We start from the raw sequence: 13,915 nt of genomic DNA, 5'->3' as shown, positions 1-13,915 counted from the left end.
AGTTGAAGTCAACTTCAAGTCAAGGGATGCACAAATGGACATCGCCGATGTGGCCAGGCGCACAGGGGTACCGGCCTCGACACTGCGCTACTACGCCAAGAAAGGTCTGATCAGGTCGCTGTCCAGGCAGGGCGAGCGCCGACAATTCCCTGCCGATATCGCCCAGCGGCTGGGGTTGATCGCCCTAGGCCAGGCTGCAGGATTTTCACTGGATGAAGTGGGGGCGATGTTGGTGGAGCAGCAAGTCGATCGACAGATGCTGCGAGACAAGGCCGACGAGCTGGATCAACGAATCAAGCGCCTGCAAGCGATGAGCAAAGGCCTTCGCCATGCGGCGGCATGTCCTGAAGAGGATCACCTGAACTGCCCGACGTTTCAGCGACTGCTGAAGCTTGCCGCCGCCAGTACACGAGCGAAAAAGCAGGCCAAGCCTCAGTAACCGTGCGATTCCCGGAACGGTTGACTCTTATGGTAGGCCACCCATTCCTCTACCTCATAGGGCAGGTAAAGCTGACGCCGCGCCCGCGAAAGTGCGATGTACACTGCACAGACCCGAGCATCGAACGCATAGGCGTCCTTGAAGGGGTCGGTGCTCATCAGCTCCGGCGTCAACAGCACGCGCTCGAACTCCAACCCTCCCGCATCCTGGGCCAGCATCAACAGAACGCTGCCGGGCTGGCCGGTCACCCGAGCCTTGACCTTGTTCAGCTCAGCGATACGGAAGCCTTCCTGCAGCCTGGCCTCGACCCAGACGAATGCAGCATCGTGCTGATGGATTTCGCGAACCTGCCGCCAATCCGTGGAGTGAGCGAAGGACGGATGCGACTCGTCACTATCCTGCTCTCCCCTGAACAACCTGATCGCGGTTTCCATGAAGCCCTGCAGGTTCATCTGCTCGGCAAAGGCGATTGCGTAATGCTTGCCGGCCAGTTCCATCGCCCATTTCATCGCGTCCCAGTGGGATGCGGTCAACACCACGCAGCCCTCCGGCGGCACAAAGCCTTCTGGATAGAACTCCACGCCGACCTCGGCGCTACCCGCGCCCTCGAATGCCAGCTTGGACTTTTGCGAATGCACGCTGATCAGCGGGTTGATCAAGCGCTCGACCTGAGGACCGCTACGCACGGAGAAGGCGATATCGCGCTGACGCACCTCGCGCTGCCTGCGCAGTCCCGGCCCCCAGGCGCGCTGGTACTCATCGCCAAGGGTAATCAGGACCTGACGGCCACGCTCGATGATCTGCAACAAGGACGCCGGCACGTCCTGGCTCTCGTCGATGATCACGTGGCTATAGCGGGCCGGCACACTGCAACCGGCAAGGCTTGCACGCTTGATCAGCAACAGTGCCAGGAATCCCGTGTGGCTGTCCCAGGCAGGATTAGCCTGGAGGTAGGTCCACAGCCGGCTTGAATATTCCAGCAGTACCCGACTGTCGAGGTTGGACAGCGGGTGTTCGAAATAGGGCAGGTGCCGGGCAGTGATGCTGTAGTCCCAGGACTCGCAGTAGTTCTTCAGCAGCTCAAGGCAGATCTCCAGCGTTTTCTCCGGTCCGTACTGGCGAAAACCGAGAATGCCCAGTTCCTCGGCCAAGGCACGTTTGCGCGGAACCCTCACGGCCTTGGCAGGAGCGCGTCGCGAGCCCTGCAACAACTCATGGGCGAATTCGCCAAACGTCTTGCCTCGCTTGCTATCGGCAGCGACACCCAGGCGCCGCCGCAGCGCGTGCAATTTGCCGGAGGTACGCGCCAGCGGCAGCACGCTCCCCGCGGGCAGGCAGTCCATCAATGCCCCGAGCAAATAGCTCTTGCCGATACCCGCATAGCCTTGAACGTGCAAGTCCTCGTCCGGATTGGCCCGCACTATCCTGACCAGCTTGTCCTGCTCGGCGGTGAGCCAGCGCTCCCTGTCGAACCTGGTGATCGCTTGCTGACGAAACGGATTGTTGCGCTGGTGGCGGCGGATCTTGAACTCGAAATCCCACTTGCCATCAGGTAACAGGTACTCGCCGGCCGCCACTTCGTCAGCCATCAGCAAATGCAGCTTCGAGCCTTTGATGAGCTCCAGCCCGAAGTACAGTTTTCGCGCATCGAACAACCGCCGCGCTTCCGACAACAGCCCTATCCCAGGTGAATGGCGAACATCGACCGACCAGGCCAACAGCCTGGCCAGTACCTTTTCGGTTGCAGAGGGATCGAGCACCTGCCCCTTGGCCTCGACAAGATTCTGGATAACCAATACCGCTGCCAACTGCGCATCGCCCAGCGCATCGAGCGCGCTGTGATCCTGGGCATCGAGCAACCCCTGGCAGGTCTCCAGGGAGACCGGCAGGAACACGGGGTTGGTGAAATCGTAGTGTTCAGGTTGCATACGCGCTCACGGGAAAATCATTCAACGCGGCAAGGCCCGTCGGCCTCGGCCACTGTCAGGGTGTACTCGTACGCCCCAAGGCTGCCCGACATGCCGCCCGGATAGCTTCGTGCTTCTGGGAGGCCGGCTTCCAGCGTGCCGTCGAGTTCATAGATTGCCATTTCCAGCAGCTTGCGCAGGTCCCGGGCGCTACCAGCCGAAACCTTGAGCTCAAAACCCAAAGCCCCTTGAGCGACGACGCCCTGATCAGTGTTTGCAATGACTTCGGCCTCGCCGAGGATGCGCTCATGCTCCTCTTCCATCTGGTCGAGCACCCTCGACAGCTCCAGAACCCGCTCGGGATGGGCAGCCATCAGGTCCTTGATTTCCAGGCGACGGATTTGCCAATCACGGATCTTGTGGCGGGTCTGGTCATCTAGGTGATCCATGGGCGTACCTCAGGAGGTGAAACAGCGAACGGAATGCCTTGCATGATAAGGCGCTCGCAGGGGCGGGAGAAAGACGCGCGGTATTACCAGACGTTGAATTCTGGCGCAGGGAGAGGGGTAGGAGAGACAGGTGAATCGCTTGGCGGACGCCAGAAATGGAGGCGGCCCCACCAGCCACACCCCGGCACACGATGTTCCCGCTATGGCTGCTCCCTTCCGGGCCTGACCAGGTTAACGGGTAATCGTTGCGGGTAGCCTGTAAGCCTCGCTATTCCTGACTTCTAGCGTTTCTGCTCGTCACACTGTGAATCGCCCCTGGTTTTCTAGACACTCTCCAAGCTCAGGAAATAGCGTTTCTCATACTCTACTGGAGACAGCTGCATAGCACTGCTGTGTCGGCGTTTAGGGTTATAGAACATCTCGATGTAATCGTTCTCGGTCACTTGCTTGACCGCTTCGATCTTGAATTCTTCGGGGTAACGCTGACGACTCATGGCACCTCCTATTTGGGCCTCATTATGAGGCTTGGAGGTGTCTACGAAACCAGGGGCGATTCAAACATTATGCCCGTGACAAACATTAGTGGAATGTTCAAGGTCGCGGCGCTTGACGGCTGGGTATTTGGTTCAATAAACGTGAGTCCGGCCACCGTGGTCAAATCAATACCCACATATGCGTATGACACCGTCAGTCAATTCGCGCTGCCGTATGTCCCGGCCCCGTTGGGTCTTAACTGCTACATTCGCGCCCTTGAGGCGTAAGGAGTAATTATGGACGATATCTACATCTATCAGTACGACGGCAACCGGGTGTTCACATCAGCTTTCAAAGTTGAGGACATTTATGGCCCGGTTCCGGCAGGTACAAATATTGCTCCGCCAGAGCTCAAGGAGGGGGAATTTGCGCAGTGGGACGGCTTCGAGTGGAAAAAGCTTTCGAGTTATCCGGTGCCCGTCTTGCCTGAACCGCCTGTGCCGGATTGGACGAGCCTCATCGCTGCCCGCCGTTACCAGACCGAGACCGCCGGCATTGAGCTGCAGGGAATGCAGGTGGCCACGGACGACCGCAGCAAGCTGCTGATCAACGGTGCAGCCCTACGCGCATCACGCGAGCCAGGCTACACGCTGCGCTGGAAGACTGGCGACGGCTTCATCGATTTAAGCGGCGCCCAAGTCCTGGCTATGGCTGACGCCGTTGCTGACCACGTCCAGCGCTGTTTCGATCGGGAGGCTGAGCTGTTGACCGCCGTGGCTGACGGGTCGATCACCGTCGAGATGCTGGAGCAAGGGTGGCCGTAATAGCCTCGATCTGACGCAAGCATCCCCGACCGACCAGACCTATATCAGCGCCTGCGGATCAATACTCAAGCCTCCGGATTGGTATATTGCCGAACTTGTATTGCTGATAGCCCGTGTACGGAAGGATGACTGTATCGGCAATACCCGACGCCGCCATGTCGATCAGGATCGGGAATGGCGCCCAGTGAGCCCCCGCTCTTTGCGGCCCACTCAAATTGCAAAACTGATACGCAGCGCCGCTATACACCCGAGGAATGGTGTGGCAATCGGTCTGCCATTTCGCCAGGTCATCCGCAGCCTTTGACTCGCTCGACACTGTTCGCACAGTCCCGCACCCGCTCAGCGCTACCGTAAGCGCTACGCCCATCCATAGCTTCTTCATCAGGCCACTCTCTCTGTGATGGGCAGATCATAGCGCATCTATTTCACGGCCCGCCTAGCGCGGGCTTTTTCGTTTGGAGAAACCCATGCTGCAACAAATCCGCGCCTCGGCAATTGCCCCGGCGCTCAAACTGCTGCCTGCGAAAATGTCGGGCCGGCGCGCTGAGCAGATGCTGCTGAGCATCGGGCTACAGGAAAGCCGGCTGATCCATCGCCGGCAGATCGGCGGCCCGGCCCGAGGACTCTGGCAGTTCGAGAAGGGTGGCGGTGTCCGTGGTGTGCTCGAGCACCCGAGCACCCAGGCCCTGGCGCGTTCCGCATGCCAGGCCCGAGGCGTGCCGGCGACCGACGCCGCTGTCTATGCCGCGCTGGAGCACGACGATGTGCTTGCTGCCGCGTTCGCCCGGCTTCTGCTGTGGACCGATCCTGCGCCGCTGCCTGCGGTGGGTGAGGTTCAGCGGGCATGGGCCTTGTACCTGCGCACTTGGCGCCCGGGCAAGCCGCACCGGCAGACCTGGGACGCTCTGTATGCCCAGACAATGGAGGAGGTGGCATGAAGAAAGCCATTCTGCTGACCGTCGTGATCCTGCTCCAGGGCTGCGCTGTCCAGGCCCTGAGCTACGCCGCCAACGCCTACTGCGCGACTCCAGTGGATGTGCGCGCCGCCAACCGCATCCTGGTCAACGCCTCGATCGCGCCGAATCGTGTCGAAGTCACCTGCGGCGGTGCGCCATGACCGGCCGCTTCCTCGACCCGCTACTACTGCGGGCGTACGACAAAGGCGAATGGGTGCTGACCAGCGACTTCCGTTACCAGGCGCTCGACGGTACCGTCTACACGGCGCCGCGGTACTTCATCACCGACCTGGCTTCCGTGCCCTGGATCGTCAAGCCGTTGTTCCGCGACATCGAGGACCGCGAGGCCGGGGTCATCCATGACTGGATTTATTGCCAGAACCAACTGCCCCGCGCCGTGTGCGATGCGCTGTTCTACGAGATGCTGCTCGCCCTGGGCGCAGACAAGCGACGGGCTGGCTTGATGTACGCCGGTCTGCGGGTCGGCGGTGGGTCGCGCTATGCGGCGTGCAAGGGTGGGGTGAAGGATGAGGATATGGCTTGGGCGCTGATGAGAGAGGAAGAACGGAATCTGGCCTCTCGACAGCGCTTGAGCGAAGTCGAATAGCAGGTCTTGCCTGCGAGGCGATCGTCGACGGCATGAAGCCGATCCGCTGACCGGCAATTGCCCATGGCGGAAATCGCCAATACGATACTGGCTTTATATACAGTATTGGTGCAGCCATGTACGTCTACCTAGTCCGGCGCCGCGAGAATGGCGTGGCCATCCCTCCAGAACAGTTGCGCAAGATCCAGCCCCTGGAGGCCGACCTCCATATGGGTGAGAACCACAGCCGGCCACTGGGCCGGATCTCGACGCAGGCCTGGGTGTTCAACCCTACGCCTGGGTCTGACGTTATCCCGCGCCTGCACGACGCCAGGGTCACGTCCATGGCCCAGGGCGGCCTGAGCCTCACCGGCGTGGAAGAGATCGACGGCGTGCTGTATGCGCAGTCGTGGTGGTGCAGGTCGCGATGATGGGTAGCTCTCTGCCGCAGGCCTGGCTGGCCGAGTTGAACGACCAGAGCGCCCTGATCACCGATCCGGATGGAAGGGCCAGGGTGCTTTGCGAAATGGCATTTGCCGCCCGACGACGGGAGGATGTGGATGCGGGCGGTCTTTCCGACATGCTGGAGTTTGTCGAGTCGGCCCGGCTGTGGGCGCTGGTCGAGCATGAATTTGATGTGTGGACAGGATTTCCTGGTCCGAAAAATCAGATGAGTGGTAAGTGAACGGTCCAGAAAGGATCGTGATCGGCGGGGGTGCCGGGGAGGGTAGAGGCGGTCCATTAATCGCCTATGTAACACTGGCCGAGGTCCTCGAAATCTCGTACCAATTTTTGTACCAATGGCTGTGTTTTGGTGGGTGTGTGAGCGTGACCCTGCGTGACGAAACCCCCGCATTTATTGGGTTTCGTCACTTACAGGAACTCACGAAAACGCGGAAAACATCTCTGGAGTATGGCCGAACGGCTGTCGAATGCCTTATATCCAAAGGGCGCAAGGTGAAGGAAATTTAATCCTGTACCCGTTCAGCGACATAGCCAGTACCGCTGGGCTCAGCGATGCCCAACGTGGTCAATACGAAGTCGGCACGCTCAGTCACGCTGATCTTGGGCAGCAGCGATACCGCGTAGCCTAGCGCTGGATAAGTCTTCTGGAGCTGCTCGAACTCACATCGAGCGGCAGCCATGTCATGGCGGCGCTCTGCGTCCTGCACATAAATCTCTGCCCATGGCGGTGCCAGGAAAACATGAGGTTTATAGGGATGCTGCTGGCTGAGCTTTTCCAGTATGAGATCGCCGGTCAGGGTCTGAAGCGCAGCCGCCGCGTCGATCAGGCCACGGTCGAAGAACACCCATTGCGAACTACCACATGGCGCATTGGCATAGTCCTCCAGCGCTACGTCGATGGCCCGACGCAAGAAGGCTTCCATATCAAGCCAAGGCAATGCCTTCCCGCCTGCGCGTTCCTCTGCCTGCACGACACGCCGCCCGGGCTCTTCTACCACTGCATAGCCGCGCCGCTTAAGCTCGGACAAGAGAGTTGATTTACCTGCGCCTGAGCAGCCGGAAATAACGACGAAGTGATTCATATGTACTCGGTCCGAAAGCCTTCCTTTCAACTGAGCTACGCAGTTTTGCATAAGCGATACTAGATTGCGCTCATCAACAAGCAGGGCACGCCTGAAACGTGTGGCCCTGGGGATATTCGGCGAAGTCGTTCCGGGCGGCCGAGGGAAGCGCGACAGCCATCACTGAATCGGCTTGATCAGCTCCGGGCCCTGGTTTCTGACGTTGCCCACGGCCGCGCTCACCCGGAACCACTCGAATTCTTCAGCGGGTTCGCCCAGGTTCAAGGCCATTTGCTCGGCATGCTCTGGTTGGAATGCAGGGTCTACCCAGGCTCTGGCTGGCCCTGGGGCCAGAACCACCGGTCGCCGATCATGCACATCGACCATGCCGCCTTGGGCGTCGGCGGTGATGATCACGAAGCCGTCGTGCTCACTGCCGGTGAACTGGCCGATGCTGGCACATAGGGCGGGTCGCCCGTCCCGACGCCGGATGTAGTAGGGCTGCTTCTTCGGCCCGCCTTCATCGACCCACTCATACCACCCGTCCACCGGCGTGATCGCCCGATGCGGCCAGATTGCCCGGAAGAATGGCCCGTGGGCGACCTTCTCGATTCTGGCGTTGATCGGCGGCGCTCGATCGGTCGCCCAGTGCGGCCGCCATCCCCACCTCACCAGATCCGCCCGCAGGCCTGCGTCATCCATTCGCAGCACGGCTACCTGCGTGGTGGGCGCCACGTTGTAGCACTCCATGGCTTGGTCGCCAATGGTGTCGCGCCAAACCCCAGGCATGCTCAGCGTATCGACGAAGTCGTGTATGCCACGGTACTGGCTGAGCCTTCCGCACATCTGACTTCCCTCCCGGTTAGCCAATAAGCATAGCCTTCTGCTCAACCTGCCCGATCTCTCGCCTCACTGCCTTTGAGGCCCTTTCGCGGGTCGAGGTTTTAGCCGTCCTGGTCAGGCCTGTGCTTTACGGGCACCGCAGTGGGTGAATTAGCGTTTCGTCGTCGCAGCTCCTATCATCGCCAACGCTTTACGCAGGGATGATCCTCACTGGCTTGAAGGGATTGCTTAAATGGAAAGAAGCTATTTTGTCACGATGCTTGCGCTCATCCTTCATCAGATAGATGCCGCGTACTGGCAGGAATGGGAGATGTTTTTCCTGCCTGGCGGGGTGCAGGGCTTTTTGCTGTTCAATAGCTTGGCAATCCCCGTATTGCTGGTTGGCTATCGAAATGTTTTGCTGGGTACGGCCAACGCCATGGTCTTCGCTAAAGTGTGTGCCGGCCTGGGCCTGCTTACGGTCTTTATCCATACCGGTTTCGGCTTGGCTGGCTTTCATCAGTTTCACCTGCCTGCTTCGATCTGCATTCTCACTCTGTGTTTGGCCAGCGCTCTATGGCTGATGGCCAGAATACGATCCGCATTGCAATGAAGGCCGGGGCTTGCCTCTCTGACGTTCTCGCGGCAAACCCCACACAGGATGTGGCTCCAACAGGCAAAAAAAAGCCCGCCAAGGAGGCGGGCAATAGGGGCTTGGGAGCAACGCACAACAAATTCGGTCAGGCCAGCAGGCTTGCGGCCTGCAAACGCTCGGCAAGGGCCTGGGCGGTGGCTCGGGAGGTCAGTGGACCGCTGACGGTCTCGCCATTGCGGATCAGGTACCAGCAGGCCAGCAATCCTTGTTCACGCAAGGTGGCCGGGACGGCGCTGCCGATGACGGACATGATCTGGATAGTGGCCATTTGAGAACCTCCTGTGTGACATGGGGCTACCTTATCGGGCATCCGGCGCGGCTTGAAATCAACTTCCTCAATAGTGCTAATCAGTTATATCAACGTTAACTCGGGTGCGAAGCAGTCCCTCTGTTACGCTACGTAAACGATTCAGCCTAGGAGAGCGGGGCAATGACGATTCCACCGAGCAGAGACACCGTGTTGTGCATTTCCCTGGCCGGGCGCCCCGGCACGTTCGGGGTACGCTTTCACAACCACCTCTACCGGCAGTTGGGGCTGGACTACTACTACAAGGCCATGACCACCCAGGATCTGCCCGCCGCGGTTGCAGGGATCCGCGCCCTGGGCATTCGTGGTTGCGGTGTGTCGATGCCTTACAAGGAAGCGTGCATGGCCTTGGTCGATGAAATCGATCCTTCGGCGGCGGCCATCGAGTCGGTCAATACCCTGGTCAACGAAGGCGGGTATTTGAAGGCTTACAACACCGATTACCTGGCGGTGCGTCAATTGCTCCAACGCCATCAGATCGACCCCAGCACTGCGTTCGCCCTTCGCGGCAGCGGTGGCATGGCCAAGGCGGTGGCCAGTGCCTTGCGCGATGCCGGATTCGCCGAAGGCATCATCGTGGCGCGCAACGAGCAGGCCGGGCGGCAACTGGCGGATGTGTGCGGTTATCGCTGGCTGCCGCAGCTGGGCGACCTGTGCCCGCCAATGCTGGTGAACGTGACGCCAATCGGCATGGCCGGTGGGCCCGAGGCAGAGGAATTGGCATTTAGCCCGGATGCCATCGCAGCAGCGCAGCAAGTGTTCGATGTGGTCGCGATGCCGGCGCGCACGCCGTTGATCCGCCATGCCGAGGCGCTGGGCAAGCCCGTGATTACTGGGTTGGAGGTGATCGCGTTGCAGGCGCTGGAGCAGTTCGTGCTGTATACCGGCGTACGTCCGACGGACGCGCAGGTGGCGGCGGCGGTGGAGTATGCGCGGCAGGCTTAGGGCCGTGCAGACGTTGTGGGAGCGGATTTTGCCCGCGAAAGCGGTAGTGGATCAGTCGACGTTTGGCGAGTAAACCCGCTCCCATGGGTGCAGCAGTCTTCGAACCGTCAGAACACCTGGCGGTCACCGTCGAGCTGTTGATCGACCAGCCAGCGGCCATGGGCCAGCGCGGCGTGCTGGGCGTTCTCCAGGTCGGACAGGAAGGCCATCTTCATCGGCAGCGACAGGCGGCGGCTGGTGTGTCCTTGGGGATCGGTGATCAGGCAGCCGGCAGCGAACGGCAGCGGCGACCCAGGATGGGTCATGACGCTCGCGGTGATGGTGTGGTCGCGGTATTCACAGTGAAGGGTTTGCATCGTCCTTTACCTCGCTGTGGCTTGGAAACGGTTTATTCCATATACCACAGCGAGGGGCCGGGAGTTCCCGGCCCGACGAGCGTGCCCTGGCGGGCGAGGCTTAGAACGTGGTCGGCTGGATCACTTCGACCCAGTAACCGTCCGGGTCCTTGATGAAGGCCAGGTGCTTCATGCGGCCGTCCGACAGGCGCTTCTGGAAGGGCACTTCCAGGGCTTCGAAACGCTCGCAGGCGGCGCGTACATCCGGCACCGAGATGCAGATGTGGCCAAAACCGCGCGGGTCGGTGTTGCCATCGTGATAGGCGAACTCGGGGTCGTTCTCGGTGCCGTGGTTGTGGGTCAGCTCCAGAATGCCGGGGATCGACTTCATCCACTGGTGACGCTCGGCGTCATCGGCCGGGATCTGTGCCGGATCGACCAGTGCCAAGAAGTACAGGCTGAAGGCCGCTTCAGGGAAGTCGCGCTTGTCCACCAGGCTGAAGCCCAGCACGCGGGTGTAGAAGTCCAGCGACTTTTCGATGTCCTTGACCCGCAGCATGGTGTGGTTGAAGACGAAGTTGGCGGTGGCGGCATCCGGTGTGGCGGTGACGCCTGGCAGGGCGTGCAGATCGTGCAGGCTCATGGGTACTCCAGAAGAGAGGCCGGGACACAAGGCCCCAGCGGGAAAGACAGGTGAGCCATGATACGGCAGTGAGGCGTGAGCGCAAACGAAAGCGCCCTGCACGAGTGCAGGGCGCTGGAATTAGAGGCCCGCATGTGCGGGCGCGTGATGGGGTCGCTAGTCCTTTAGCTGGTTCGATACTGCGCGTGTCGATGTGAAAAAAGTGTGAAGTGGGTGTTGATGTTTCATGGGCGTACCCAACTTTCCACTGTCTTGGCGCCGTACTGTTCTTTCCAGGCCTTCAACCCGCGGTGGTTGCCACCTTTGGTCTCGATCAGCTCGCCGGTGTGCGGGTTCTCGTACACCTTCACCACACGGGGGCGGCGCTGCTGCTTGGGCGCCGTGGTCGGTGCCTTGGCCACTGCCTTCGGGTCGAGGATGGCGACGATGTCGCGCAGGCTCTTGTCATAGCTTTTCATCAGGCCGACTAGTTTCTGCTCGAATTCGATTTCGCGTTTTAGGCCGGCGTCCTTTTTCATCGCCTCCAGTTGCGCCATTTGTTCCTGGAGAGCTTTTTCGGCAGCACGAAACTCTGCAAGTCTGGACACTGTCATCACTCCTGTAAGTGTCGTGGCAGGGCGTGACGAACATACAAGAAGCAATAAACGCCGGCCACGGGGATGGGTACAGCTGTTCGCTGATATCGATTGTAGTCGTCGACCTCTACTGGGTAAACCGCAAACTTTTTATAAGTAATCGCGGAACTTTGTTAGTTTTTCGCGCCTTATTCGCAGCGCGTTGCAAATTGCTCTTCAGCGGTGCTTAGACCTTCGTCCAATGGCGCATGCTAGAGGGGTTGCACGATCATTCAAGATGATGGCCGTCGTGTTTGTCGGCTGTTCCGTAGTGCCGGGGGCAATGCTGCCCCGGATCGTTTTTCGCCTTCTTCCTGGATGTTCCTTTCGCATGTTTCCCCCGTTTTCCTCAGCCCCCGGGCGCCGTTTTACCGGCCTGTTGTTCCTGTGTGTCGGTGCCCATGCCCAGGCCGCCGGTTTTCTTGAAGACAGCAGCGCCAAGGTCGAAGCGCGCACTGTCTACTTCAACCGGGATTTCCGTGATGGCCACAGCAGTTCAAGTCAAGGCGCATCCAAACGCGAAGAAGCGGCCCAGGGTTTCATTCTGAATGTGCAGTCCGGTTATACCCAGGGGCCGGTGGGGTTTGGTGTGGATGCACTGGGAATGGTCGGCTTCAAGCTCGATTCCAGCCCGGCCGATAGCAACAGTGGCCTGCTGCCCTCGTCGGGCCATGACCCGCGCGGTTCGGCCGATCAGTACGCCAAGCTTGGCCTGGCTGGCAAGGTCAAGGTGTCCGACACTGTGCTGCGCTACGGATCGATGATGCCGGATATGCCGCTGCTCAAGTACAACGATGGCCGTCTGCTGCCAACGATGTTCCATGGCGCGATGCTTACCTCCGAAGAAGTGCGTGACCTGAAGTTCACTTTGGCTCGCCTGAACCAGTACACCGCTCGGGACTCCACCGATCGCCAGGACATCCGCGTTCACTGCAAGAACAAGCGCTATGCCTGCAACATCGAGGCCGAGCACTTCGACCTGGCCGGCCTTGACTACCGTTTCAATGACCGCCTCAGTGGCCAGTACCAGGTGTCGCGCCTGGAGAACATCTATCGCCAACAATTCCTGGGCCTGGTGGCCAGCCAGCCTCTGGCGGTGGGCAGCCTGTCGGCCGACCTACGCCTGATCAAGAGCGACGATATCGGCAACGCCCGCGCGGGTGAAATCGACCACCGTGCCTTCAGCGGGATGCTCGGTTACAGCCTGGGTGGGCACAAGATCAGCGCCGGCTGGCAGCGCATGTATGGCCAGAGCGCCATGCCGTATCTGGATGGCAGCAACCCTTACTTGGTCAACTACGCCCAGGTCAATGACTTTGCCGCCGCTCAAGAGCGCTCCTGGCAACTGCGTTATGACTACGACTTCAAGGCCCTTGGCGTACCGGGCCTGACATTCTTCACCCGCTACATCAACGGCGACCATATCAAGGTTCCCGGCAGCAGCGCCGAAGGCAAAGAGTGGGAGCGCGATACCGAGCTCAAGTACCAAGTGCAGAGCGGCACCTTCAAGGACGTGAGCGTGCGCCTGCGTAACTCCACCTACCGCAGCAACTATGAAAAATGGGCGCGGGACATGGACGAGACGCGGGTGATCGTGAGCTACAACTTCTCGATTCTCTAGCGTTTTGCCAAATGCCGCCGGCCGCTCGACAATGGCGGCTGGTTGGCAGGAGGACAGGGCGATGAAACGCGTGCTGCTGATTGGCATCGGTCCGGGCGACCCACGCCAGATCACCTATGAAGCGGTGGATGCGCTGCGGCGCGCCACGGTGTTCTTCGTCCTCGACAAAGGCGACGACAAGGATGAACTGGTGCAGTTGCGCAGAAACATCCTGGCGCGCTACGTGCCACAAGGCGGTTATCGCTTGGTGCAATTGAGCGACCCGCGGCGCGATGGCCAGGCGCAGGATTACCTCGGCGCGGTGCAGGACTGGCATCGCCAGCGCGCGGCCTTGTATGGCCAGTGGCTGCAGGACGAGCTGGGCCCTGACGATGTTGGCGCCTTCCTGCTCTGGGGCGAGCCGGGGTTGTACGACAGCACGTTGCGTGTGCTCGACCTTGTTCGCCAACAGGGCATGGCCTTGATGCTGGAGGTCATCCCCGGCATCAGCAGCGTGCAGGCCCTGGCCGCGCGCCATCAGATTCCCCTCAATCGTATCGGCGAGCCTCTGACTGTGCTGCCTGGGCGGCGCCTGGCCGAGCAGACACGGATCGACAACGTGGTGGTGATGCTCGATGGGCAGTGCGCCTTCGCCGGGTTGGACGATCCGCAATTGACCATCTATTGGGGCGCCTACCTGGGGACCGATGATGAGGTGCTGGTCGCTGGGCCGCTGCAAGAGGTCAAGGCACAGATTCTCGAGTTGAGGGTGCGATTGCGGCGACGCAAGGGATGGATCATGGACACCTACTTGCTGCGGCGCGAATGCTGAC

General features: G+C 60.4%; 20 protein-coding genes, 1 other RNA gene and 1 pseudogene. 11 read left to right on the top strand and 11 right to left on the bottom strand.

The genetic code is table 11. The features are described 5' to 3' along the window. Nucleotides 1–34: 34 nt before the first annotated feature. The gene (locus R6G97_RS18925) at nucleotides 35–439 is read left to right on the top strand and encodes a helix-turn-helix domain-containing protein (protein WP_043215544.1); all 405 of its coding nucleotides are present in this window, start codon (nucleotides 35–37) and stop codon (nucleotides 437–439) included. On the opposite strand, the gene R6G97_RS18920 is transcribed toward R6G97_RS18925, so the two are convergent. The 4 genes and pseudogenes from R6G97_RS18920 to R6G97_RS18905 form a co-directional block, all read right to left on the bottom strand. Continuing rightward, nucleotides 433–2,367 carry a hypothetical protein gene (locus R6G97_RS18920; protein WP_317847360.1) on the bottom strand — a complete coding sequence of 645 codons (1,935 nt, stop codon included), beginning with the start codon at nucleotides 2,365–2,367 and terminating at the stop codon, nucleotides 433–435. The genes R6G97_RS18925 and R6G97_RS18920 overlap by 7 nt on opposite strands. A 17-nt stretch (nucleotides 2,368–2,384) precedes the next feature. Then, nucleotides 2,385–2,795 carry a hypothetical protein gene (locus R6G97_RS18915; RefSeq protein WP_317847359.1) on the bottom strand — a complete coding sequence of 137 codons (411 nt, stop codon included), beginning with the start codon at nucleotides 2,793–2,795 and terminating at the stop codon, nucleotides 2,385–2,387. A 165-nt stretch (nucleotides 2,796–2,960) separates the two neighbouring features. After that, nucleotides 2,961–3,057: signal recognition particle sRNA small type (gene ffs, locus R6G97_RS18910), an RNA gene on the bottom strand. A gap of 61 nt (nucleotides 3,058–3,118) precedes the next feature. Then, nucleotides 3,119–3,226 (bottom strand): annotated as a pseudogene (locus R6G97_RS18905) (IS3 family transposase); the annotation flags it as partial. Between the two features lie 339 nt (nucleotides 3,227–3,565). Between R6G97_RS18905 and R6G97_RS18900 the strand changes: the two are divergent. Continuing rightward, nucleotides 3,566–4,093, top strand: coding sequence for a DUF4376 domain-containing protein (locus tag R6G97_RS18900; protein ID WP_317847358.1), 528 nt, complete (start codon nucleotides 3,566–3,568; stop codon nucleotides 4,091–4,093). Nucleotides 4,094–4,151: 58 nt separating this feature from the next. On the opposite strand, the gene R6G97_RS18895 is transcribed toward R6G97_RS18900, so the two are convergent. Continuing rightward, on the bottom strand, nucleotides 4,152–4,460 hold the full coding sequence (locus R6G97_RS18895) for a YceK/YidQ family lipoprotein (RefSeq protein ID WP_317848167.1): 309 nt from the start codon (nucleotides 4,458–4,460) through the stop codon (nucleotides 4,152–4,154). A gap of 100 nt (nucleotides 4,461–4,560) precedes the next feature. On the opposite strand from R6G97_RS18895, the gene R6G97_RS18890 reads away from it, so the two are divergent. The 5 genes from R6G97_RS18890 to R6G97_RS18870 all read left to right on the top strand — a co-directional run bounded on the left by R6G97_RS18890 (nucleotide 4,561) and on the right by R6G97_RS18870 (nucleotide 6,320). Then, a complete protein-coding gene (locus R6G97_RS18890; RefSeq protein ID WP_274119523.1) occupies nucleotides 4,561–5,031 on the top strand; it encodes a hypothetical protein in 471 nt (156 codons plus the stop codon). Next, nucleotides 5,028–5,210, top strand: coding sequence for a hypothetical protein (locus R6G97_RS18885; protein WP_200928568.1), 183 nt, complete (start codon nucleotides 5,028–5,030; stop codon nucleotides 5,208–5,210). Before R6G97_RS18890 ends, R6G97_RS18885 begins: the two co-directional genes overlap by 4 nt. Beyond that, nucleotides 5,207–5,656, top strand: coding sequence for a DUF1353 domain-containing protein (locus R6G97_RS18880; protein WP_317847357.1), 450 nt, complete (start codon nucleotides 5,207–5,209; stop codon nucleotides 5,654–5,656). Before R6G97_RS18885 ends, R6G97_RS18880 begins: the two co-directional genes overlap by 4 nt. A 116-nt stretch (nucleotides 5,657–5,772) precedes the next feature. Beyond that, the gene (locus R6G97_RS18875) at nucleotides 5,773–6,066 is read left to right on the top strand and encodes a hypothetical protein (RefSeq protein ID WP_317847356.1); all 294 of its coding nucleotides are present in this window, start codon (nucleotides 5,773–5,775) and stop codon (nucleotides 6,064–6,066) included. After that, nucleotides 6,066–6,320 carry a hypothetical protein gene (locus tag R6G97_RS18870; RefSeq protein ID WP_317847355.1) on the top strand — a complete coding sequence of 85 codons (255 nt, stop codon included), beginning with the start codon at nucleotides 6,066–6,068 and terminating at the stop codon, nucleotides 6,318–6,320. Before R6G97_RS18875 ends, R6G97_RS18870 begins: the two co-directional genes overlap by 1 nt. Nucleotides 6,321–6,603: 283 nt before the next feature. Here R6G97_RS18870 and R6G97_RS18865 read toward each other — a convergent pair whose 3' ends face one another. Beyond that, entirely contained in the window at nucleotides 6,604–7,182 is a 579-nt protein-coding gene (locus R6G97_RS18865; protein WP_317847354.1) for an AAA family ATPase, read from the bottom strand. A 159-nt stretch (nucleotides 7,183–7,341) separates the two neighbouring features. Beyond that, nucleotides 7,342–8,007 carry an SOS response-associated peptidase gene (locus R6G97_RS18860; protein WP_043211597.1) on the bottom strand — a complete coding sequence of 222 codons (666 nt, stop codon included), beginning with the start codon at nucleotides 8,005–8,007 and terminating at the stop codon, nucleotides 7,342–7,344. A gap of 229 nt (nucleotides 8,008–8,236) precedes the next feature. On the opposite strand from R6G97_RS18860, the gene R6G97_RS18855 reads away from it, so the two are divergent. Next, nucleotides 8,237–8,596, top strand: coding sequence for a DUF6713 family protein (locus tag R6G97_RS18855; protein ID WP_317847353.1), 360 nt, complete (start codon nucleotides 8,237–8,239; stop codon nucleotides 8,594–8,596). Nucleotides 8,597–8,723: 127 nt separating this feature from the next. Here R6G97_RS18855 and R6G97_RS18850 read toward each other — a convergent pair whose 3' ends face one another. Beyond that, nucleotides 8,724–8,906 (bottom strand): hypothetical protein, encoded by a 183-nt coding sequence (locus tag R6G97_RS18850; RefSeq protein ID WP_043211600.1) that lies wholly within the window; start codon nucleotides 8,904–8,906, stop codon nucleotides 8,724–8,726. Nucleotides 8,907–9,068: 162 nt separating this feature from the next. Between R6G97_RS18850 and R6G97_RS18845 the strand changes: the two genes are divergently transcribed. Next, nucleotides 9,069–9,890 (top strand): shikimate 5-dehydrogenase, encoded by an 822-nt coding sequence (locus tag R6G97_RS18845; protein WP_102081874.1) that lies wholly within the window; start codon nucleotides 9,069–9,071, stop codon nucleotides 9,888–9,890. Between the two features lie 107 nt (nucleotides 9,891–9,997). Here R6G97_RS18845 and R6G97_RS18840 read toward each other — a convergent pair whose 3' ends face one another. The 3 genes from R6G97_RS18840 to R6G97_RS18830 form a co-directional block, all read right to left on the bottom strand. After that, on the bottom strand, nucleotides 9,998–10,246 hold the full coding sequence (locus R6G97_RS18840; RefSeq protein WP_070571333.1) for a hypothetical protein: 249 nt from the start codon (nucleotides 10,244–10,246) through the stop codon (nucleotides 9,998–10,000). A 100-nt stretch (nucleotides 10,247–10,346) separates the two neighbouring features. Further along, nucleotides 10,347–10,868, bottom strand: a complete 522-nt coding sequence (gloA, locus tag R6G97_RS18835; RefSeq protein ID WP_043211604.1) for a lactoylglutathione lyase — start codon at nucleotides 10,866–10,868, stop codon at nucleotides 10,347–10,349. A gap of 224 nt (nucleotides 10,869–11,092) precedes the next feature. Then, a complete protein-coding gene (locus R6G97_RS18830) occupies nucleotides 11,093–11,455 on the bottom strand; it encodes a histone-like nucleoid-structuring protein, MvaT/MvaU family (protein ID WP_090346451.1) in 363 nt (120 codons plus the stop codon). 358 nt (nucleotides 11,456–11,813) lie between these two features. Between R6G97_RS18830 and R6G97_RS18825 the strand changes: the two genes are divergently transcribed. Together R6G97_RS18825 and cobF are read left to right on the top strand one after the other, a co-directional pair. Then, nucleotides 11,814–13,103 (top strand): OprD family porin, encoded by a 1,290-nt coding sequence (locus R6G97_RS18825; protein WP_317847351.1) that lies wholly within the window; start codon nucleotides 11,814–11,816, stop codon nucleotides 13,101–13,103. Nucleotides 13,104–13,164: 61 nt separating this feature from the next. Further along, a complete protein-coding gene (gene cobF / locus R6G97_RS18820) occupies nucleotides 13,165–13,914 on the top strand; it encodes a precorrin-6A synthase (deacetylating) (protein WP_090346458.1) in 750 nt (249 codons plus the stop codon). Nucleotide 13,915: the final 1 nt, after the last annotated feature.

The organism is Pseudomonas sp. HTZ2, from assembly GCF_033173945.1.
GTDB lineage: Bacteria > Pseudomonadota > Gammaproteobacteria > Pseudomonadales > Pseudomonadaceae > Aquipseudomonas > Aquipseudomonas guariconensis.
Note: the sequence above shows the minus strand (reverse complement) of the source record. Positions and strands in the feature narration are given on the sequence as shown.